Origin of the sequence: Collinsella sp. AM42-18AC (genome assembly GCF_003467965.1) — a bacterium.
Classification (GTDB): domain Bacteria; phylum Actinomycetota; class Coriobacteriia; order Coriobacteriales; family Coriobacteriaceae; genus Collinsella.
This window is the reverse complement of record NZ_QSFY01000001.1, coordinates 90800-112323: the sequence shown is the minus strand read 5'-3', so window position 1 is coordinate 112323 and position 21524 is coordinate 90800. Positions and strand designations below refer to the sequence as shown.

Below are 21524 nucleotides of genomic sequence, written 5' to 3'. Positions count from 1 at the left end.
ATTCCTACTATCGATACTGCTGAATTGATATCGATATGGAGGTATGCGGTATGACGGCTGCTGCGGCTGTGGAGCCCACGGAGCTTGAAGAACTCATGGAAGCGCAGGCCGAGGCCGCGCATGAGCGCGAGGTTGGGGATGCGACTCGCCCCACGGCAGAGGATCTTGCCGCCTCGCCGACGCGCATCGATGTCGAGGGCCTCGACCTGTTCTATGGCGACCACCATGCGCTCAAGGACGTGAATATCAAGATCCGCGACAAGCAGATCACCTCGTTCATCGGGCCTTCGGGCTGCGGAAAGTCCACGTTGCTGCGCTGCTTTAACCGCATGAACGACGGCATCAAGGATTGCCGCATCGAGGGCAAGATCGCGCTCGATGGTCAAGATATCCTGGGCGATTACGACATCTGCCGTTTGCGCCAGCGCGTGGGCATGGTGTTCCAGCGCCCCAACCCGTTTCCCATGAGCATCTACGACAACGTCGCCTACGGTCCTCGCGGTATGGGTGTGCGCGAGCGCGCCGTGCTCGATGAGCTGGTCGAGGACTCCCTGCGTCGCGCTGCCCTGTGGGACGAGGTCAAGGACAAGCTCAAGGAGTCGGGCCTGGGTCTTTCGGGTGGACAGCAGCAGCGCCTGTGCATCGCCCGCGCACTTGCCGTGCAGCCCGACATTCTGCTGATGGACGAGCCGACCTCGGCGCTCGACCCCGTGTCGACGCTCGTGGTGGAGCAGCTTGCCTGCGAGCTCAAGGAAACCTGCACGCTGGTGGTCGTGACGCACAACATGCAGCAGGCCGCGCGTATTTCCGATTCGGTTGCGTTCTTTTTGCTGGGTGAGCTGGTGGAGCACGCGCCTACCGCACAACTCTTCAAAAATCCGTCCGATCCGCGCACGGCGGATTATTTGACGGGACGTTTTGGCTGATACCATCTCGTAAAGGTACCTTTAGGGTTAAGATGCGGTCATATCGGCCGCAAAGGGGTTCAACATGATCTATTACGTCGAGGACGATGACAACATCAGGGATTTGACGGTCTACGCGCTGCGCAAGCAGGGAATCGAGGCCGAGGGCTTTTCGTGTGATGGCGAGTTTAAAGCTGCCGTGGCACGACGGGTGCCCGATGCTGTGCTGCTCGATATCATGCTGCCCGACACCGATGGCTTGGCGATTATGCGTCGCCTGCGTGCCGATCGCCTGACGGCGACGGTGCCCATCATGATGCTTACCGCCAAGGACACCGAACTCGACAAGGTGATGGCGCTCGATGGCGGTGCCGACGATTACCTGACTAAGCCGTTTTCGCTCATGGAGCTTGCGAGCCGCTGCCGCGCACTGCTGCGTCGCGGCGGCATGGTCAAGCAGGCGAGCGATGTGCTCAGCGTGGGCGACATCGTGCTCTCGCCCAGCCATCGCGAGGTGACCGTTGCCGGCGAGCCGCTTAAGCTCACCCTGCGCGAGTTCGACCTGCTCGAGTACCTCATGCGCAAGCCCGGCGTGGTCTTTACCCGCGAGTCGTTGCTGCAGAGCGTGTGGGGCTGGGACTTCGACGGCGGTTCGCGCACCGTTGACGTGCACGTGCAGACGCTTCGCCAAAAACTGGGCGAGCATGCCAGCGCCATCGAGACCGTGCGCGGCGTGGGTTATCGCCTGGCCGAGCCTTCTGCCGGTGATGGTGCCGAAGGCGACGACACCGCGGCCACCGCATCGGAGGAGTAACCCGTGGTCTTCGCCCCCCAGGGAAAACATACGCTGTCGCACCGCGTTTTTGTGACGATCTTTGTCTGCGCCATGGCGGTTATCGTGGCGTTTACGGTGCTGGGTGCGTTCTTTGTGCAAAACACTTTGGCGGATGCCACGAGTGCCAATCTGGCGCAGGAAACTGAGCTCATTGCTGCCGCCCTCGACGAGCAACAGGAGCCCATTCCGTTCTTGCGAAGCCTCGATCGCGAGGATCTTCGTATCACGCTGATCAATAAGGACGGATCTGTTGCCTACGACAACGAGGCGTCGCCTTCCACACTGCCCAACCATGGCGATCGCCCCGAGGTCATCGAGGCCTTTGAGAGTGGTTCGGGTTCCGCGGAGCGCGCAAGCTCTACACTCGACGAGATTATGCTGTATCGCGCCGTCACCCTTGATAACGGCCAGGTCGTTCGCTTGGCGCAGGCCCAGCCTGGCGTTGCGGCGATTTTGCTGTCGATGCTGGCGCCGATGCTGCTTATCGCAGCAGCGGGTGCAGTACTCTCGTTTTTTATGGCGCGCCGTGAGTCCCGTGCCATCATCGCGCCGTTGCAAGAGGTGGATTTGGATCACCCACGCCGTAGCTATGAGCACGCCTATGCCGAGATGGTCCCCATGCTTGAGCGTATCGAGTCGCAGCGCCAGGAACTCAAGCGCCAAATGGCGGTGCTAGCGGACAACGACCGTATGCGCCGCGAGTTCACGGCGAATATCACCCATGAGCTCAAGACGCCGCTTACGGCGATTTCGGGCTATGCCGAGCTCATCGCAAATGGCATGGTCGAGGGCGAGGACGACCTGCGCAACTTTGGCGGTCGCATCTATCGTGAGGCGGGCCGCTTGGCAGCGCTTGTCAACGACATCCTTACGCTGTCTAACTTGGACGAGGCCGAACGTGCAACTGAGGGCGAGGCGGTGCCCATTGGGTCCACGGAGCCTATTGAGCTCTCGCGTGCGATCTACGCGGTTGAACAGCGTCTTGAACAGGTTGCCCGTCAGGCGAATGTGACGATAAGTCATGAGACCAAGCCTGTGGTCATCGAAGGCGTGTCGCGCTTGGTCGACGAGCTCATCTATAATCTGGCAAGCAACGCCATCCGCTACAATCGGCCCGGCGGTACGGTTACGCTGCAGTGCGGCACTAACGACGAAGGCCATCCGTTCCTCGCTGTCGCCGACACGGGAATCGGTATCGCGCCTGAAGAACAGGGCAAGGTATTTGAGCGGTTCTATCGCGTGGACAAGAGTAGGTCCAAGGCACGCGGCGGAACCGGCCTGGGGCTTGCCATTGTCAAGCATGCGGCCCTGTATCATCACGCCACGCTTGATCTGTCGAGCGAGTTGGGCGTGGGAACCACCATTACGGTGACGTTTCCCATACAGCAGGACGAGCCATTCGCATAGCGATACAACACAGATATTGATGTAGACGCCGCATTTGACTTTCGGGTGCGGCGTTGTTGTGCAATTTTACGATTGCTTCCGACATTTTTACAGGAGAGCCTGTTTCTTATGTATAGAGTTTGGTCTCGGTAAAAAGATGCGATAACATACGGACAGTTTTGTCAATCCGAACTGGGGAAATGAAAGGCAAGCTGCATGACCCTTCTCGAACTGTTCCAGCTGCTGAAGAAGCACCTCAAGCTGGTCATCACCCTTCCGGTGGTCTGCGCGATCGCCATGGGCATCGTGTCCTTCGTTGCGATGGACAACACCTATACCGCGACGACGAGCATGTACATTCTCGCCAAGACCGACGATAGCGGTCAGATGAGCTACAACGATCTCTCGGCGAGCCAGATGCTTTCCAACGATATCGCCACGCTGCTGGATAGCGATAGCGTTAAGAGCGGCGCCGCCAAAGAACTGGGCCTCACCGATTTGGATGACTACAAGGTGTCTGTTTCCTCCGAGACCACCACGCGTGTCATTACGCTTTCGGTTACCGGCACCGATGCCAAGGAGACGGCTGAGGTCGCAAAGGCCATTGCCAGCTCGGTGAGTACGGTCGCTCAGAACGTCGGCGCTGCCCAGAGCATCAACGTTATCGACGAGGCTAAGACCCCCGAAGCCCCCAGCGGCCCCAAGCGCACGCTGTATATTGCCGTCGCGTTCCTCGCCGGTATCTTTATCGCAGTTGCCTATGTCGTTTTGGCGGACATGCTCAATACCCGCATCCGCGGTGCCGAAGAGGCAGAAGAGCTCCTGGGTATTCCCGTTGTTGGCCGAATTCCGGCTATGAAAGGTGGTAAATAGGCATGGCTAAGGCAAAGAACACCGATAAGCTCGTTGTGCAGAATGCCGCCAAGACCCTTCTGGCCAACATCCGCTTTGCGAGCGTGGATGACCCCATTCGCACCATCACCGTTACCTCCTCGATTCCCAACGAGGGCAAGTCTACGGTTTCCATTAACCTTGCTCAGGCAATCGCCACGAGCGGCAAGTCCGTGCTCCTGGTCGAGGCCGATATGCGCCGCAGGTCCCTTTCCGATATACTCGGCGTTCGTTCGCGCGGCGGACTCTATGCGGTCCTTTCCGAGCAGATCTCCATTGACCAGGCAATTGTCGAGACGGGTCAGAAGAACTTCTACTTCCTCGATGCTGAGCCGCATATTCCCAATCCTGCCGACATCATCGTCTCCCATCGCTTTGCCAAGCTGGTCAAGGCACTGTCTGCTAAGTTCCAGTACGTCATCTTCGATGCTCCTCCGGTCGGCACCTTCATCGATGCTGCCGAGATTGCCAGCCTGACCGACGGCGCGCTGTTCGTGGTGCGCGAGGACTTTACCAAGCGCGAAGAGGCGCTCAACGCTATCGCCCAGCTTAAGAAGTCCGAGAAGGTCAAGCTCATCGGTACCGTCATGAATTACTGTGAGACCGAGACCAGCGAGTACTATTATTCTTACTACACCAAGGACGGTAAGAAGGTTAAGAAGGGCTCCGACGATCAGGGCACTTCCAAAAAGGGCATTTTCACCAACCGAGCAAACGTTTAGTTGATTAAGGCTGACCTATGCGTGACATTCATTGCCATATCTTGCCGGGTGTAGACGACGGCGCCGCCGATCTCGAAGAGAGCTTGGCGATGCTCGAGGCTGCCAAGCGGGCCGGTGTAACCAGAATCGTTTGCACTCCTCACTGCCGTGATCCCTATTTTGATTACGACAAGATGTGGGATGCCTTTGAGCTGCTGCGCGATAACGCTGACGGTTTTCCGCTCCAGATGGGCTTCGAGGTCAACCATCGAAAGCTCGTTGAGCTTGGTATCGATGCCGCGGATCACTTGCATTTCGATGGGACCAACGAGTTTCTGCTCGAGCTTTCGACGCATGCCGATGCGTATGCGTTTAGAGAGTACGAGAACACGATTTACGATTTGCAGTGCCGTGGCTATCAGGTGATCATCGCTCATCCTGAGCGCTATCGTGCGGTTCAAAAGGATGTAAGCGTGGCGGAGCGCCTGGTCGATATGGGCTGCAAGCTGCAGGCTTCGGCGGACTTTATTGCCGGCGGTCGCTTTGGTCGCGAGAAAAAGCCGGCACAGCGCCTGTTCGATCAGAACCTGTACAGCTTCATCGCGAGCGATGCCCATAACGTGGGTCATTACGACTGTCTGGCGAAGGCTCGCGCGAAGTTTAGCGTGCGCGGAGCTCATTTTCGCTAAAATCTGTCCCTAACGTTCGCGTTGAATGAAAGGGCAGCTATGGATATCCAACTTAAGACGGGATGCTTTGATGACGCGGCGTTGGTGCGCCGCGTCGTTTTTATGGACGAGCAGGGCTACGAGAATGAGTTTGACGCTATCGACGAGGATCCGAACTGCATCCATGTGACGCTCTATGTAGACGGTGAGCTTGCCGGTTGCTCGCGCGTGTTTCCCGAAGAACTCGAGCGCGCAGCTGACGCAGAGGCTCCGGTGTCGCCGGCGTGCGACTTGGACGAAGGCGTCGCGGCGGGGGAGACCTACATTATGGGGCGCGTGGCCGTGCTGCCGAGCATGCGCCGTCGCGGTTTGGCGAGCAAGATTGTCGAGGCCAGTGATACGTGCGCGCGTGATGCCGGCGCCAAGCTCATTAAGCTGCACGCGCAGGAATACGTGCTGCCGCTCTATGCCAAGGCGGGTTACACGCAGATTGCCCCGGTGGACTACGAAGACGAGGGCCAGCCCCATGTTTGGATGGCCAAGCGCGTAGATGGCAGATAGGGACGTTCCTTTCCTGCCGGCAGTCGGGGACACTCCTTGGCAATTGGCGCATCAGAGCGTTTGGACATACAGTTTTTCGATTCCGTATGTATATATGCGCGCTAATGGGTTATAAAATCTAAGTCTGGACATAGCAGGTCTGCGATGCGGCTCGGGCAACCGGGCCGTTTTTGCGGACGGGGGTAGCGCGAAAGGACTGCACATGCGTCAATTTAAGACCGAGAGCAAAAAACTGCTCGACCTCATGATCAACTCCATCTACACCAATAAGGAAATCTTCCTGCGCGAGCTTATCTCCAACGCGAGCGACGCCGTCGACAAGCTCAACTTTAAGAGCCTGCAGGACCCGAGTGTCAAGCTCGACCAGGGCGACCTGGCTATTCGCGTCTCTTTTGATAAAGACGCCCGCACCATTACCATCTCGGATAACGGCATTGGCATGACCGCCGAGGAGCTCGAGCGCAATCTGGGCACCATCGCCCATTCCGGCTCCGAGGAGTTTAAGACCGAGAACGCCGAGCAACAGGGCTCCGATGTCGACATCATCGGCCAGTTTGGCGTGGGCTTCTACTCTGCCTTTATGGTTGCCAGCCACGTAAAGGTTGTCAGCCGCGCCTATGGCGAGGACACCGCTCACGTGTGGGAGTCTGATGGTCTTGAGGGTTACACCATCGAAGACGGCGAGCGCGCCGAGCACGGCACCGATGTCATCCTGACGCTGCGCGAGAACGAGAAGCTCGACGCCGACGGCGAGGCCGAGACCTACGATCGCTTCCTGACCGAGTGGGGCCTCAAGAGCCTGATTCAGCAGTACAGCAACTATGTGCGCTACCCGATTCAGATGATGGTGAGCAAGAGCTGCCAGAAACCCAAGCCCGAGGACGCCGGCGACGACTACAAGCCCGAGTACGAGGACTACCAGGAGCTCGAGACCATCAACTCCATGACGCCGATCTGGAAAAAGCGCAGCTCCGACGTTGAGCAGAAGGATTACAACGAGTTCTACAAGTCCACGTTCCACGACTTTGACGATCCCGCGCGCACTATCAGCTTCCATGCCGAGGGTACGCTTGAGTACGATGCGCTGCTGTTTGTGCCGGGTCGCGCCCCGTTCGATCTGTACAGCAAGGACTACGAGAAGGGCCTGGCGCTCTACAGTTCCAACGTGCTGATTATGGAGAAGTGCGACGACTTGCTGCCCGACTACTACAACTTTGTGCGCGGTGTCGTGGACTCTGCCGACGTGACGCTCAATATTTCGCGTGAGACGCTGCAACAGAACCGTCAGCTCAAGGCCATTGCCAAGCGTGTCGAGAAGAAGATCACTGCCGATCTTGAGGACATGCGCGACAACGACCGCGAGGCCTACGAGAAGTTCTTTGAGAACTTTGGCCGCGGCCTTAAGTACGGCATCTACTCGAGCTATGGCATGAAGGCCGATGAGCTCGCCGACCTGCTACTGTTCTGGTCTGCCAAGGAGCAGAAGATGATTACCCTGGCCGAGTATGCCAAGGGCATGCCCGAGGATCAGAAGGCCATCTACTACGCCGCCGGCGACTCTCGTGAGCGCTTGGCCAAGATGCCCGTGGTAAAGGGCGTGCTCGAGCGCGGCTATGACGTGCTGTTGCTGACGCAGGATGTGGATGAGTTTACGTTCCAGGCTATGCGTGAGTACGTTGCCGCCGATATGCCTAAGATCTACGAAGACGACGCCGCCCGCGAGGCTGCCGAGAAGGCCGTTGCCGACGGTGCCGAGCCCGAGGTCGAGGATCGTCACCTGGAGCTCAAGAACGTCGCGACTGGCGATCTTGATCTGGCGACTGAGGACGAGAAGAAGGAGGCCGAGGACGCCACCAAGGAAAACGAGGACCTCTTTAGCGCTATGAAGGAGGCGCTCGGTGACAAGGTCGAGAAAGTTGCCGTCTCCGCGCGCCTGACCGATGCCCCCGCTTGCATCACCACCGAGGGTCCGCTTTCGCTCGAGATGGAGAAGGTGCTCCAGAAGGGGCCCGAGGGCGCGCCCAACGGCATGCCCAAGAGCCAGCGCGTGCTCGAGCTCAACGCCAAGCACCCGGTCTTTGACAAGCTTGTCGCTGCCCAGAAGGCAGGCGACGCCGATAAGATCAAGCAGTACTCCGGCTTGCTCTACGATCAGGCCCTGCTGGTCGAGGGCATTCTGCCTGAGGACCCCGTTGCCTTCGCGGCGGCTATTTGCGAACTAATGTAGCCACTCGACGCTGCAAACGCCCCTAAGTGGCAATCTGACGTTCAATCGTCGGTCGCGTACCGAAGTACGCTTCCCTCCTCTTTCGCGTCACCTTGCTCGCTTAGGGGCGTTTTCGCTGACTTATGCTCAACCTGCGGCGCCTTCGTGGTCCAAAGTAGTCATTGGGGACGCTCTTAAACGACTGGTCATTCAAGAACGTCCCCGAGGACTATTCGGATTGCTGATTTGTGCGGATTGTGGTTTTGTGACCTGCTAAAATTAAAGATACTGTACAACTGTACGTTAATTCGTCTTCGTAGTATATTGCTACCCGCAAAACTCAATACCATTGTGCTTCGAGACGCTAAAGCGCCTACGTACAATGGTTGTCGATAGTACGATTTGATTCAACGACAGGATGGATGGTCCAAGCGTGAGTCTCGGCAGCAAACTATCCAACGCAAAGGTCTCCTTTGCGATATTTAAGCGCGACATTAAGCGACTGCTTATGAACCCCGTCGCCCTGGTGGTTACCTTGGGCGTGTGCGTCATTCCCTCGCTGTATGCCTGGTACAACATCGTGGCAAACTGGGATCCGTACGGAAACACCCAAGGTATCAAGATTGCCATCGCCAACAACGATCAGGGCACCCAGAATGACTTGGTGGGCGAGCTCAATGCAGGCGATAAGGTGGTCGACCAGCTCAAGGAAAACGATCAGCTGGGCTGGACCTTCGTCGACTCGGCTGCCGATGCCAAAGAGGGCGTCGAGAGCGGGGAATACTACGCGGCGATCGTAATCCCCAAGAACTTCTCCGACAATCTTGTCTCGATGCTCGATGGCAATTACCATCAGCCGAAGCTCACCTATTACGTCAATGAGAAGAAGAGCGCCATTGCGCCCAAGGTCACCGATACCGGTGCCAACACCATCGAGGAGCAGATCAACTCGGAGTTTGTCTCCACGGTGGGCGAGACTGTTGCCAGTATCGCCAAGGATGCTGGTGTCGATTTAAAGGACAAGGCAACCCAGACTCAGGACTCGCTGACAAGTTCGGTGTCCGAGGCATCCGACACCTTGGGTGAGGTGCGCGATTCGATTGGCGATATGAATGCCGCCATCGATAAGACGAGTGGCGCTATCGCCTCGGCTGATGCGGCGCTTGCCGGCTTGCAAGGTCAGGCACCGTCGCTGACGCAGGCAATCTCCCAGGGCAACGACCTGCTGGGCGAGGCTCGCGCCACGGCGGGCAACTCTATCACCTCGCTCTCCAAGGCACTCTCGGAAGGTAGCCTTGCACTCACCAAGACGTCAGCCTCCGCGAACGCTGCGATTGGCAAGCTAACGGGTACGGTCACATCTACGACCACCCGCATCGACAACTCGCTCGAGTCTCTCCAGGCGACGATCGATCACAATAAGGCCGTTATCGGGCACTTGGAGATTCTCGTTAATGACACGTCGACAGGTTCCGAGGAAATTGACGCGCGCATTGTATCGACCATCGATTCGCTTCGCGAGCAAAACCAGAAGCTGCAGAGCATCAAGGATGGCCTTTCTGCACAGTCGAGCGCCATGGCAAACGACGCTACGGCAATCTCGAACGCGAGCAACGCACTCAACGCGGCAATTCAGACCGGTACGGCTAACCTCGGTCAGGCTCAGACCGATCTGGGTCAGAACGCACTTCCGAAGGCTTCGAGCGCGCTTGACTCCTTTGCCGCCGTTTCGGGCGATTTGACCGGCATTGTGTCGGGTATGACCCCCACGATAGCGAGCGCGCGCGGCACGCTGGCGCAGCTCGACGCCACGCTCAAGCAGGCAAAGACCACGCTGTCCCAAACCGACGCCTCCCTTGCCAAGGTTCAGGACAAGCTCGCGACCGCCGCCAATGACATTGCGGCGCTGCAGACCTCTGAGTCTATGGGCGAGTTAGCCGACCTCATGGACGTCGACGTCAATGACGTGGCAGATTTCATGGCATCTCCGGTTGAGCTGACGTCCAAGTCAATCTATCCGGTCAAGAGCTTTGGCTCGGGCATCGCGCCCTTCTACACCAATCTGGCGCTGTGGGTGGGCGGCTATGTGCTCATCGCTATCTATAAACTCGAGGTCGACCGCGAGGGCATCGGTAGCTTTACGGCGCGTCAGGGCTACTTTGGCCGCTGGCTGCTGCTGGTGATCCTGGGCGCGTTCCAGGCCATTATCGTTACGGTGGGCGACCTGGTCATTGGCGTTCAGTGCGTCAATCCGCTGCTCTTTGTACTGGGCGGCATCGCTATTTCGTTCACCTACGTCAACATCATCTATGCGCTGTCCACCACGTTTAAGCATATCGGTAAAGCCATTGGCGTCATCCTCGTCATTGTGCAGATCCCCGGCTCGTCGGGCATGTATCCCATCGAGATGATGCCCGGCTTCTTCCAATGGCTGCATCCGCTGCTGCCCTTCACTTATGGCATCAACCTGCTGCGCGAGACCGTCGGTGGCATGTATTCGTTCAACTACCTGTTCAACCTGTGCGTCCTGGGCGTGTTCCTTGCCATCGCGCTCTTTATCGGTCTGCAGCTGCGCCCGTTGCTGCTCAACCTCAATCTGCTCTTTGATAAGCAGCTTTCCACGACGGGCCTAATGATCTGCGAGTCCAACGACCTACCGCGCCAGCGCTATTCGCTGCGCACGGCCATGCGCGTCATGCTCGATTCGGATTCGTACCGTCGCGAGCTGCTCGATCATGCCGTGGCGTTTGAGCATCGCTACCCGTACTACATCAAGGGCGGTTTTGCCGCCGTGGTAGGCGTGCAGGTTCTGCTCTTTGTGCTTTCGACGGTGCTCGATATCGACAATAACGGCAAGATCATCCTGCTCGTTATCTGGATCATTTCGGTTATCGCCATCTGCGGCTGGCTCATCAACATCGAATACATCCGTGCGAGCCTCAATACCCAGATGCGTATCTCGGCGCTTTCGGACGAGGACCTTCGCCGCGAGATGCGCGAGCACACGGCGGCGATCCCTGCCGCCCGTCGCATGTTTGGTCTCAACGCCAGCGAGCGTGGCGCCAAGGGAGGCGAGCAGCCTACGAGCCGTCTGCCGCATATCGGTGCGCATCGTAAGGCTCAAGATGCCGACGGCGCTGACAACGTAAACGGAAACGACGGGGACACCACCCCGCTTGGCAAGCACTCTAAAGGAGGTGAGGCATAAATGAAAAACATCCTGCACCTGTTTAAGCGCGATGTCCAAAACGTGTCTCGCTCCGTGATCGGCATGGTCGTCGTGATGGGCCTGATCATCGTGCCATGTCTCTATGCATGGTTTAACATCGCCGGAAGCTGGGATCCCTACGGCAATACCGGCAACCTTAAGATTGCAGTGGTCAACACCGATGAGGGTTACGAGAGCGATCTGATTCCCGTCGAGGTCAACGTGGGCGAAAACGTAACCGCCACCCTGCGCGGCAACGAGAACTTCGACTGGGTCGTCCTCAACGACCGCGATAAGGCGATTGAGGGCGTTAAGTCGGGCGCGTACTACGCTGCCGTCGTTATCCCTAAAACGTTTAGCGCCGACATGATGACGCTTTTCTCGACCGAGGTGAAGCACGCCGATATCGAGTTCTATGAGAACCAGAAGGCCAACGCCATCGCACAGATCGTGACTGAAAAGGGTTCGAGCGCCGTCCAGAGTCAGGTCAACGAGACCTTTACCAAGACCATCACGACCATCGGCCTTAAGACCGTGTCCAGCCTGCTCGACTATATGAGTACCGACCAGGTGAGCAACTTTATCGCCAATCTGTCCTCGACGCTGGGCGATTCGGTCGAGGACCTGCAGGACGTTCAGACGAGTGCGACGTCGCTCGCGGGCATTTTGAGCTCCACGTCCGATTCACTGACATCGGCGGGCGGCATGCTCAAGCAGACGGGCACCGTTGATGAGTCGACGAAGCAGCTGATGGAGCACGCCAAGAGCGGCATCAATGATTCCAAGGAAGCGCTCAAGGCCGCCAACGATGCCGTTGACGCGGCGATTGACGGAAGCGCGGGCTCGTTCGACAACGTGTCCGCCGAGCTTGCGAAGGCATTCGATGCCGCGAATCAGCATGTTTACCTTACGGTGTCTCAGCTCAACGAAGCCGCAGCGGCGCTCAATACGCGTGCTGACGATATCGATGCGATGGCCGATCAGCTCCGCAACCTTGCCGACCAGGTGAGTGATGACAAGCTCAAAGACGGTCTCGAGTCCGCTGCGACGTCGCTGGGCAGAATTGCCGTGGAGTACCGCAACAATGCGAAGGACCTGACGGCGACCGCAAAGTCCCTTTCGGACGGCATGGCGGAGGTCAACAACTCGCGTGCCGAGGTCGACCAGGCCATCGCCGATGCCAAGGCGGGTATCTCGGGAGCCAAGTCCGACTACGATTCCACGTTCTCGGTTAAGGCCAAGGAGCTCAAGAAGACCATTTCGGGCGTTCTGGATTCCCTGAACGGTATCTCGGGTGACTTGGATAGCGCCGTGAGCGGTCTGACCGACGCCTCTGGCTCGCTCGCAAAGGGCCTCTCCAAGGCTGCGACGCTGGTCAACAAGGCTTCTGATCAGTTGGGCAAGGCGTCGGACAAGATCAGCGCTTTTAAGGACGAGCTTGATAGCGCTCTGATGTCGGGTGACCTGGCCATGATTAAGACAATGATTGGCAACGACCCCGAGGGCCTCGCCGTGTCGCTTTCTGGCCCCGTTGCGCTCGATCGCAAGCCGGTCTATCCGATCCGCAACTACGGTTCGGCCATGGCGCCGTTCTACACGATTTTGTCGCTGTGGGTGGGCTCGATTGTTCTGGCGGCCATGATGAAGGTCTCGGTTGACGATGAGCTTATCAACGAGCTCATCCCCGTACGCCTGCACGAGATCTATCTGGGCCGTTACCTGTTCTTTGGCGGTTTGGCCCTGCTGCAGGCAACGCTCGTGTGCGCGGGCGACATTCTGTTCTTTGGCATTCAGTGCGACAACCCGCTGCAGTTTGTGCTGGCGGGCTGGGTCGCGAGTCTCGTGTTCTCCAATATCGTCTACACGCTCACCGTGTCGTTTGGCGATATCGGCAAGGCGCTCGCTGTCGTGCTGTTGGTCATGCAGGTCGGCGGTTCGGGCGGCACGTTCCCCATCGAGATGACCGGCCCCGTGTTCCGGGCGATCTACCCGTTCCTGCCGTTTACCCACGGCATCAACGCCATGCACGCCGCCATGGCTGGCGCCTACCATATGGAGTACTGGGTTGAGCTGGGTATCTTGGCGAGCTATCTGATTCCGTCGCTGGGCCTGGGCGTCGTCTTCCGCCGCCCGGTCATCAAGGCCAACGACTGGATCATCGAAAAGCTTGAAAGCACGAAGCTTATTTAGTGCAACAGCGTGACATTGACAAAACATCGAGGTTCACTTTGCTGACGCTTTAGTGGGCTGGATTGCGGTGCAACGCTGGTTGTTGCTACAGTAGCGGGGCGTGCCGGGGGTCCGGCGCGTCCCGTTTTTATTTGACCATGAGGCGGCACGCAGCCATACGCGTGCGGACACCACGCCCAGTTTGAGTGTGAGGATGTTCCATGGCCCAATACGCTGCCAACGAAATTGAAAACATGCCCGATAGCCCTGTTGCTCGCGAGGACCTGGGTGCGGGCGGCACCTCCCGTGGTGCCGGTGCTCGTTCGCCGTTGTTCTGGAAGGTTCTGCTCCTTTCGGTGGCGGTCATCTGGGGCTACTCCTTTACCACTATGAAGGACGCACTCGGCACCATTCCGGTGTTCGCGCTGCTCTATGTTCGCTTTCTCCCGGCATCACTGGTTATGTTTGCAATTTTCCATAAGCGCATCATCGCTCATTTCAATGCCCGCAACCTGATCGTCGGGCTTGGCATGGGCGCGCTCATGTGGGGTGCCTACGGTTTGCAGACGATCGGCCTGGCACAGACCACGGCGGGCAAGAGCGCTTTTTTGACCGGCACGTATTGCATCCTTGTGCCGTTTGCAAGCTATGTCCTGAGCGGTGAAAAGCTTACCCGGTATAACCTGGGTGCAGCGTTGTTGTGCCTGGCGGGTATTGGCCTGGTAGCGCTCGATAGCGTCGAGTTCAATGCCGGCGATGTTATTACCTTGGGCGGCGCGATCTTCTTCGCCATCCAGATGGCGGTGACTGCCAAGTACGGTCGCAAGATGGACATCAACGTCATCACGTTTTGGATGTTTGTGGGCAATGGCGTTTTGAGTTTAATCACGTCGCTGCTATTCGAGACTCAGGCGCCCCTCTCTGCATGGACGCCGGAGTTTATCGGTGTGGCTGTTTTCCTCTCGGTGGGCTGCACATGCGTGGCGCTGCTCGTCCAAAACGTCGGTTTGGCGCATGTCCCCGCCTCGACGGGCTCACTGCTTCTTTCGATGGAGTCGCCTTCGGGCGTGTTGTTTTCGGTGCTGCTGATGGGGGAGGCGCTCACCTCGCGCCTGCTCGCCGGCTTTGTGCTTATCTTCCTGTCGATTATCTTGAGCGAGACTCACTTCGATTTTTTGCGTCGAAAGCCGCGCTCGCAATTGTAAACAACTTGTTGCGCCGCCCTCCTGGGGCGGCGTTTTTTATGACTCGCCTTTAAAGTTGTACCTTGCACTTTACGCTATCAAAGTGCTTACTGCAAAAACGTTACTGGAGGGCATTTATGGCACCAGCTCAGTCCGATCTTCAACCGCAATCAGCGCCCAAGGCCACCGCAGCGGCGCAGGCCGCTATCGGTGACGGTCTCGTTGCAGAAGCTCAGGCTTTTGCAGACGAGCTCGCTGCGTGGCGACACGATTTACACCAGATGCCCGAGCTGGGTAATAGCCTCCCACAGACCTCTGCGTATATTCAAGCGCGCCTGACCGAGATGGAAATCCCATTTGCCACGCTCGTCGATGGTTCCTGTGTCGTGGGCCTTGTCGGCGCCGGTGCCGCCGCGGCCCAGGGCAATGGCGTCTGCACGGACGAACAGGCCGGTACGGTCATCATGCTCCGTGGCGACATGGATGCCCTGCCCGTTGCCGAAGAGTCAGGCGAGCCTTTCGCCTCTACGAACGGCTGCATGCACGCATGTGGACACGATATGCACGCGACGGCGTTGCTTGGAGCGGCGCGCCTGCTCAAGGCCCGCGAGTCTGCGCTTGTCGACGCCAACGCCACGGTTAAGTTGCTGTTCCAGCCGGGCGAGGAAACCTTTGAGGGTGCCCGCGCCGCCATCGCCGACGGTCTGCTGCAGAACCCGCGTCCCCAGGCCGCCTTTGCCATGCATGTCAATAGCCAGTCGCCGCTTGGCCTGGTGCTCTACGGCAGCCCGGCGCTCTCGGGCGTGTACGGTTTTCGCATCACGCTTCAGGGCAAGGGCGGCCATGGCTCGAGCCCCGAGATCTGCATCGACCCCATCACGGCCGGCGTCCATGTGCATCTGGCGCTTCAGGAGCTTATCTCTCGCGAGGTGCCGGCGGCCAAGGAGGTCGCGCTTACCGTTGGCAAGTTCGCCGGCGGTCAGGCCGCAAATGTCATCCCCGACACTTGTGTGCTCGAGGGAACGCTGCGTGGCTTCGACGTCGAGCTCATGGAGCACCTCAAGACCCGCATCGCGGAGGTCGTCAAAGGCGTTGCCACGACCTATCGTACGCCGGCGACTATCGAGACACTCTCGGATGTTCCCCCGCTCGTACTCGACGACGGCATGACGCAGGCGTCGCTTGGCTACGTGGGCGCGGTGCTGCCCAAGTCCGCCTTCCTGCCGCTGTTCCACGCCATGGCGAGCGAGGACTTCGCGTTGATCTCGAGCGAGATCCCGAGCGCGTACTTTACCGTGGGCGCTGCTGTGACTGATACGGACGAGCATTTTGCTCAGCATCATCCCAAGGCACGTTTTAGCGATGCCGAGCTTCCCCTTGGCGCCGCGGCTTATGCCGCCGTCGCTTTGGGCTACATCGCCGACCACCGGTAGCACCCAATCTTGCTACTCGTTTGCTTAAAAAGGAACAGTATGTCTCAGCAACGTAAGTTCTTCCCCGGCTGGCTCGTGGTGGCCTCCGGCTTTGTGATCATGGCCACGTGCTACACCATTTTCGTCAACTGCATGAGCCTGTTCCAGCCGCTCATCGTCAGCGACTTGGGAATTTCTCTTGCGCAGTACAACATCTCCAACGCCCACGATCGCTGCGTCTAAGCAGTTTGGCATGGCCGACCTGGGTAAGGCAGCGGGCACCATCACCTCGCTCGAGATGGTTGGCGGCACGGTGGGCGCCATCGTCTCGGGAATACTGTTCGATGCCACGGGCTCCTTTACGAGCACATGGATCGTGTGCCTGGCGTGCTCGGTGGCAATGCTGGTGTTCCTGCTGGCGTCTGAGCCCATCGCGGCTAAGCTGCGCGCGAGCGTGGCGGGGGAGTAGGGACGACGTCGCTCGTAGCTCTTTGCCCCGTTTTGTCCGTGGCTGCCTTGGAAGCCGAATGGATGCTCGTACCGTCATTCGGTTTCCCATGCAGCCACGGGCTCAAGAGATGACCCGAAGTCTTTCCGTCCAACGGATTTTGTGATCCGAAGAGGCGGAAGGATTGCAGATTGCACACCGCGGCGGTGCATCTGGCCGAACGAGTCCCCATACCCTCGTTCGGTCAGATGCACCGCCGCTGTTTGTGTTTGTGCCGTATAATGACCACTACCTATGACGCGATACAAAAGAAAGGTGTTTGCCCATGCAGGCACAGAAGGCGGAGGGAACCCGCGACCTTATCGGCGCTGAGATGCGCGCCTGGCAAAAGATGCAGCAGATCGCTGCTGGCGTGTTCGAGCCGTTTGGCTTTAAGCCCATCGAGACGCCCGCCATCGAGCAGGTGGACGTGTTTGTCCACGGCATCGGCCAGTCGACCGACGTCGTGCGCAAGGAGATGTTCCGCGTGTTTAGCGGCGCCAACCTGGAGCGCGTCTTTACCGAGGGCACCGATACCAAGCTCAAGCCCAAGCAGCGCCTGGCGCTTCGTCCCGAGGGCACGGCTGGCGTGGTGCGCGCCGTCGTGGAGAACAACTTGGTGCCCCAGGGCTCCACGCCGTTTAAGGCTTACTACGCCGAGGCCATGTTCCGTGGCGAGCGTCCCCAGAAGGGCCGCCTGCGCCAGTTCCATCAGGTGGGCATCGAGTGGCTCGGCGCTCCCGATCCGGCGGCAGACGCCGAGTGCATCATTATGCTCATGGAGTTTTACAAGCGCCTGGGCTTCGATCTGTCCAAGCTCCGTCTGCTCATTAACTCGATGGGCGATGCCCAATGCCGTCCGGCCTATCGCGAGCAGGTTAAGCAGTTCATTCTCGACCACGCCGATGAGATGTGCGACGAGTGCCGCGAGCGCGCCGAGCTTAACCCGCTGCGCGCCTTCGACTGCAAGAACGACCACTGCCGCGAGATCATGGCCGACGCCCCGCTGATGGGCGACAACCTGTGCGATGAGTGCCGCGAGCACTACGAGCAGGTCAAGCGCTATCTGGACGTCGCCGGTATCGAGTACGTCGAGGATCCCACCCTGGTGCGCGGCCTGGACTACTACACCCGTACCGTCTTTGAGGTCGAGGCCCCTGGCGCCGGCGTCGGCTCCATCGGTGGCGGCGGCCGCTACGATGGCCTGGTCGAGCTCGAGGGCGGCAAGCCCACGGCCGGCGTCGGCTTCGCCGTTGGTTTTGAGCGCGCCCTGCTGGCCCTGCAGGCCTTTGGCAGCGACCTGGGCGCCGAGGAGACCCCGTGTGTCTACGTCGCCAATGCCGGCAAGGAGTTGCGCCAGAACGTCTTTGCCATTACGCAGGAGCTTCGCGCCGCAGGTATCGTGACCGAGGCAGACTATCAGGGTCGTTCGCTTAAGGCTCAGTTTAAGCAGGCCGACAAGGTGGGCGCTAAGCTCATTTTGGTCTTGGGCGGCGACGAGCTTGCCGCCGGCAAGGTCAAGGTGCGCGACATGGAGAGCCATGACGAGGCCCTCGTCGATCTGGCCAACGTGGTCGAGGCGGTTCGTGAGCGCCTGTAGCGCATGATTTTTGAGCTGTGGACTCACTAAAGCGCTCAGCTCATTGAGAGCGATTGTTACGGGGGTGTTTCGCATTTATGCGGAATGCCCCCGTTTGCATATGCCGCCCACCGAGAAATACGACCATTTGGGGCAAAAAGCCTTGCAATGCAGAAAATACTTTTGTGTGGTAAAGCGCAATCAGCGTCGAAAGTTTTTGCCGAGTGCCTATAATAAATACCGCATGTTACGTGCATAGAAGGAGGAATGGGAGGAAACGTGGCTGAGAACCTAAGCAACCAGTCTGTACCCGAAGCCGCGGCGCGCGTCGCTGCCGTGGTCAACCGCCTCGTTAACCGAATCGGCTCGAATGCCGAATCCAAGGAGCGTCTCGCCGAGATCGAGATCCCCGAGGAGCTGCGCGACAATCTGGCGCTGTTCTTGCGCCTGGAGCGCCGTGTGCTTAGCGAGTATGATCCCGAGATCGCGGACCTGTTCGACAAGATTTTGACAGCCGAGATTGTGGCCAATGCCGGAAACCCCGGCACCCGTGCTGCCGACGAGTCCGTCGACGAGCAGGGCGTGCCCACTGCCGACGAGCCCACCGCCGTGGCGTTTCGCGAGGTCGTTGATCTGATCGACAGTCTGCCGCTCGATAAGCAGCAGGTTATCGTCCGCGCCTTTACGAGCTTCTTCCATCTGGCAAACCTGTCGGAGGAGAACTACCGCGTGGCGCAGCTGCGCGAGCGCGAGGCAGGTGCGTCGACCGATACCGAGGTCGATCCCGCCAACGAACTCACCGTCGCCTATCACCAGTTGGTAAACGAGATGGGTGTCGAGGGCGCCAACGAGCTGCTCGACAAGCTCGAGTTCCACCCTGTCTTTACCGCACATCCCACCGAGGCCCGTCGTAAGGCCGTCGAGGGCAAGATTCGCCGTATCTCCAACCTGCTGGAGGAGCGTCCGCGCCTGGGCGGCTCCGACCTGGTGGAGAACGAGCGCCATATGCTGCAGGAGATCGACGCTCTGGTGCGTACGAGCCCCATCGCGCTCAAGAAGCCCACGCCGGTCGAAGAAGCCGATACCATCATCGACATCTTCGATAACACGCTGTTCGACGTCATTCCCGTTATCTATCGTCGTTTTGATGACTGGGTGCTGGGCGACAAGGCCGGCACCGTGCCGCCGCTGTGCCCGGCGTTCTTCCACCCCGGCAGCTGGATCGGTTCCGACCGCGACGGCAACCCCAATGTCACCGCCAAGGTGAGCCGCGAGGTTGCTGCCAAGTACTTCACCCATATGGTGCTCAAGCTCGAGGACAAGTGCCGCCGCATCGGCCGTAACCTGACGCTTGAGGCCACCTACAGCAAGCCGTCTGCCGAACTCATCAACCTGTGGAACCATCAGGTCGAGATGAGCACTCAGTACACCGCACGTGCTGAACTGATCTCCGAGCACGAGCCGCATCGCGCCGTTATGCTCGTCATGGCCGACCGTCTGAACGCCACCGTCCGTCGCATCACCGATACCATGTACCACAGCGCCGATGAGTTCCTGGATGACCTGCGCGTCGTCCAGCGCTCCCTGGCCGCCTGCGGTGCCGTCCGTGCCGCCTACGGCCCGGTCCAGACCATCATCTGGCAGGTCGAGTCCTTCGGCTTCCACATGGTCGAGATGGAGTTCCGTCAGCACTCCGTGGTGCACGCCCGCGCCCTCAAGGATATCCACGAGAACGGTATCCATGGCGACCTGCAGCCCATGACGCGCGAGGTTATCGACACCTTCCGTGCCATCGGTTCCATCCAAAAGCGCTACGGCAAGAAGATGGCGCACCGCTACATCATCTCGTTCACCAAGAGCGCCCAGCATGTGGCCGACGTCTTTGAGCTGGCCCACCTGTCCTTTGCACACGAGGAGGATGTCCCCGAGCTCGACGTGATCCCGCTGTTCGAGCAGCTCGAGGACCTCGAGGGCTGCGTCGACGTGCTCGACCAGATGCTTACGCTGCCCGTGGTGCAAAAGCGCCTTGCCCAGACCAACCGCCGCATGGAGGTCATGCTGGGCTATTCCGACTCCTCCAAGGATGCCGGTCCTACCACGGCCATGCTCGCGCTGCACTCCGCGCAGGAGCGCATTGCCAAGTGGGCCGAGAAGAACGATATCGACCTGGTGCTCATGCACGGTCGCGGCGGTGCCGTGGGCCGTGGCGGCGGTCCGGCCAACAAGGCCGTGCTGGCGCAGCCCAAGGGTTCGGTCAACTGCTTCTTTAAGCTCACCGAGCAGGGCGAGGTCATCTTTGCCCGTTACGGCAACCGCACGCTGGCTCAGCGCCATGTTGAGTCCGTTGCCGCCGCAACGCTTTTGCAGTCGGCCCCGAGCGTCGAGAAGACCAACACCGAGACCACGCAGAAGTTCTGGGATATGGCGGAGAAGCTCAACGCAGTAAGCCATGAGCGCTATCTGGACCTGCTGAACACCGAGGACTTTACACCGTGGTTCTCGACCGTGACGCCGTTGACCGAGGTCGGTCTGCTGCCAATCGGCTCGCGTCCCGCCAAGCGCGGTCTGGGTGCCAAGTCGCTCGATGACCTGCGTACCATTCCGTGGATCTTCAGCTGGAGCCAGGCGCGCATTAACCTGGCCGCTTGGTACGGCCTGGGCACCGCCTGCGAGCAGTTTGGCGACCTTGACCAGCTCAAGGCTGCCTACCAGGAGTGGCCGTTCTTCCGCACCTTTATCGACAACATCGAGATGTCGATCGCCAAGACCGACCAGCGCATCGCCAAGATGTACCTGCACCTAGGCGATCGCCAGGATTTGTCCGAGAAGGTCTTCACCGAGATGCAGCTCACGCGTAAGTGGGTTCTTGCCATCGTCGGTGACGAATGGCCGCTGCAGCGCCGCCGTGTGCTCGGCTGCGCCGTCCGTGTGCGTAATCCCTACGTCGACGCCCTGTCCATCGCCCAGGTCCGCGCCCTTCGCGAGGTGCGTATGAACCAGGACGAGATGGCCGAGGAGAAGAAGGCCGAGTACATGAGCCTGATTCTTTCGACTGTGACCGGCGTCTCGGCAGGACTCCAAAACACGGGGTAATCGATAGCCCTGTAGTCGTCCGGGCCCGCCATCAGTTTACTTTTAGGCACGTCCTCGGACATGCAAGAAGCCCTCGCTGCGCACTTTGTGCGGCGAGGGCTTCTTGCGTCCTGCGGAGTGTGCCTAAAAGTAAACTGATGGCGGGCCCTGCGATGTCCGGTCTTCGGCGGATTACGGGCTGAGGGAATATAGTGCGCTTCGAGCGTTTTGGATGGGGTCTATCCTGGTGGCGCATTTGG

Annotated in this window: 16 protein-coding genes; all 16 read left to right on the top strand. The window is 59.2% G+C overall.

Annotation, left to right across the window (positions count from 1 at the left end; all coding sequences use genetic code 11):
* Positions 1-50 precede the first annotated feature (50 nt).
* The 16 genes from pstB to DW913_RS00340 all read left to right on the top strand — a co-directional run bounded on the left by pstB (position 51) and on the right by DW913_RS00340 (position 21285).
* Positions 51-926, top strand: a complete 876-nt coding sequence (pstB, locus tag DW913_RS00415) for a phosphate ABC transporter ATP-binding protein PstB (RefSeq protein ID WP_199580703.1) — start codon at positions 51-53, stop codon at positions 924-926.
* 64 nt (positions 927-990) lie between these two features.
* Positions 991-1719, top strand: a complete 729-nt coding sequence (locus tag DW913_RS00410; protein WP_089572665.1) for a response regulator transcription factor — start codon at positions 991-993, stop codon at positions 1717-1719.
* 3 nt (positions 1720-1722) lie between these two features.
* Positions 1723-3147, top strand: coding sequence for a cell wall metabolism sensor histidine kinase WalK (locus DW913_RS00405; protein WP_117634258.1), 1425 nt, complete (start codon positions 1723-1725; stop codon positions 3145-3147).
* A gap of 195 nt (positions 3148-3342) precedes the next feature.
* Positions 3343-3999: a YveK family protein gene (locus DW913_RS00400; protein ID WP_055250503.1), complete on the top strand. Its 657-nt coding sequence runs from the start codon at positions 3343-3345 to the stop codon at positions 3997-3999.
* Between the two features lie 2 nt (positions 4000-4001).
* The gene (locus DW913_RS00395; protein WP_117797143.1) at positions 4002-4739 is read left to right on the top strand and encodes a CpsD/CapB family tyrosine-protein kinase; all 738 of its coding nucleotides are present in this window, start codon (positions 4002-4004) and stop codon (positions 4737-4739) included.
* Positions 4740-4756: 17 nt separating this feature from the next.
* Entirely contained in the window at positions 4757-5407 is a 651-nt protein-coding gene (locus DW913_RS00390; RefSeq protein WP_055250497.1) for a tyrosine-protein phosphatase, read from the top strand.
* 39 nt (positions 5408-5446) lie between these two features.
* On the top strand, positions 5447-5947 hold the full coding sequence (locus DW913_RS00385) for a GNAT family N-acetyltransferase (RefSeq protein ID WP_055250496.1): 501 nt from the start codon (positions 5447-5449) through the stop codon (positions 5945-5947).
* Positions 5948-6149: 202 nt separating this feature from the next.
* Positions 6150-8174: a molecular chaperone HtpG gene (gene htpG, locus DW913_RS00380; RefSeq protein WP_117797142.1), complete on the top strand. Its 2025-nt coding sequence runs from the start codon at positions 6150-6152 to the stop codon at positions 8172-8174.
* A gap of 412 nt (positions 8175-8586) precedes the next feature.
* Entirely contained in the window at positions 8587-11361 is a 2775-nt protein-coding gene (locus tag DW913_RS00375) for a YhgE/Pip domain-containing protein (RefSeq protein ID WP_233541963.1), read from the top strand.
* Complete coding sequence (locus tag DW913_RS00370; RefSeq protein ID WP_117797137.1) at positions 11362-13551, top strand: YhgE/Pip domain-containing protein; 2190 nt, start codon at positions 11362-11364, stop codon at positions 13549-13551.
* Between the two features lie 200 nt (positions 13552-13751).
* Positions 13752-14735: a DMT family transporter gene (locus DW913_RS00365; protein ID WP_117797135.1), complete on the top strand. Its 984-nt coding sequence runs from the start codon at positions 13752-13754 to the stop codon at positions 14733-14735.
* A gap of 116 nt (positions 14736-14851) precedes the next feature.
* On the top strand, positions 14852-16147 hold the full coding sequence (locus DW913_RS00360) for a M20 family metallopeptidase (protein ID WP_117797133.1): 1296 nt from the start codon (positions 14852-14854) through the stop codon (positions 16145-16147).
* A gap of 39 nt (positions 16148-16186) precedes the next feature.
* Positions 16187-16369, top strand: a complete 183-nt coding sequence (locus DW913_RS00355; protein WP_089572657.1) for a hypothetical protein — start codon at positions 16187-16189, stop codon at positions 16367-16369.
* A gap of 10 nt (positions 16370-16379) precedes the next feature.
* The gene (locus tag DW913_RS00350) at positions 16380-16595 is read left to right on the top strand and encodes a hypothetical protein (protein ID WP_199580701.1); all 216 of its coding nucleotides are present in this window, start codon (positions 16380-16382) and stop codon (positions 16593-16595) included.
* Positions 16596-16899: 304 nt separating this feature from the next.
* Complete coding sequence (gene hisS / locus DW913_RS00345) at positions 16900-18213, top strand: histidine--tRNA ligase (protein WP_117778828.1); 1314 nt, start codon at positions 16900-16902, stop codon at positions 18211-18213.
* A 258-nt stretch (positions 18214-18471) separates the two neighbouring features.
* A complete protein-coding gene (locus tag DW913_RS00340; protein WP_369832255.1) occupies positions 18472-21285 on the top strand; it encodes a phosphoenolpyruvate carboxylase in 2814 nt (937 codons plus the stop codon).
* Positions 21286-21524: the final 239 nt, after the last annotated feature.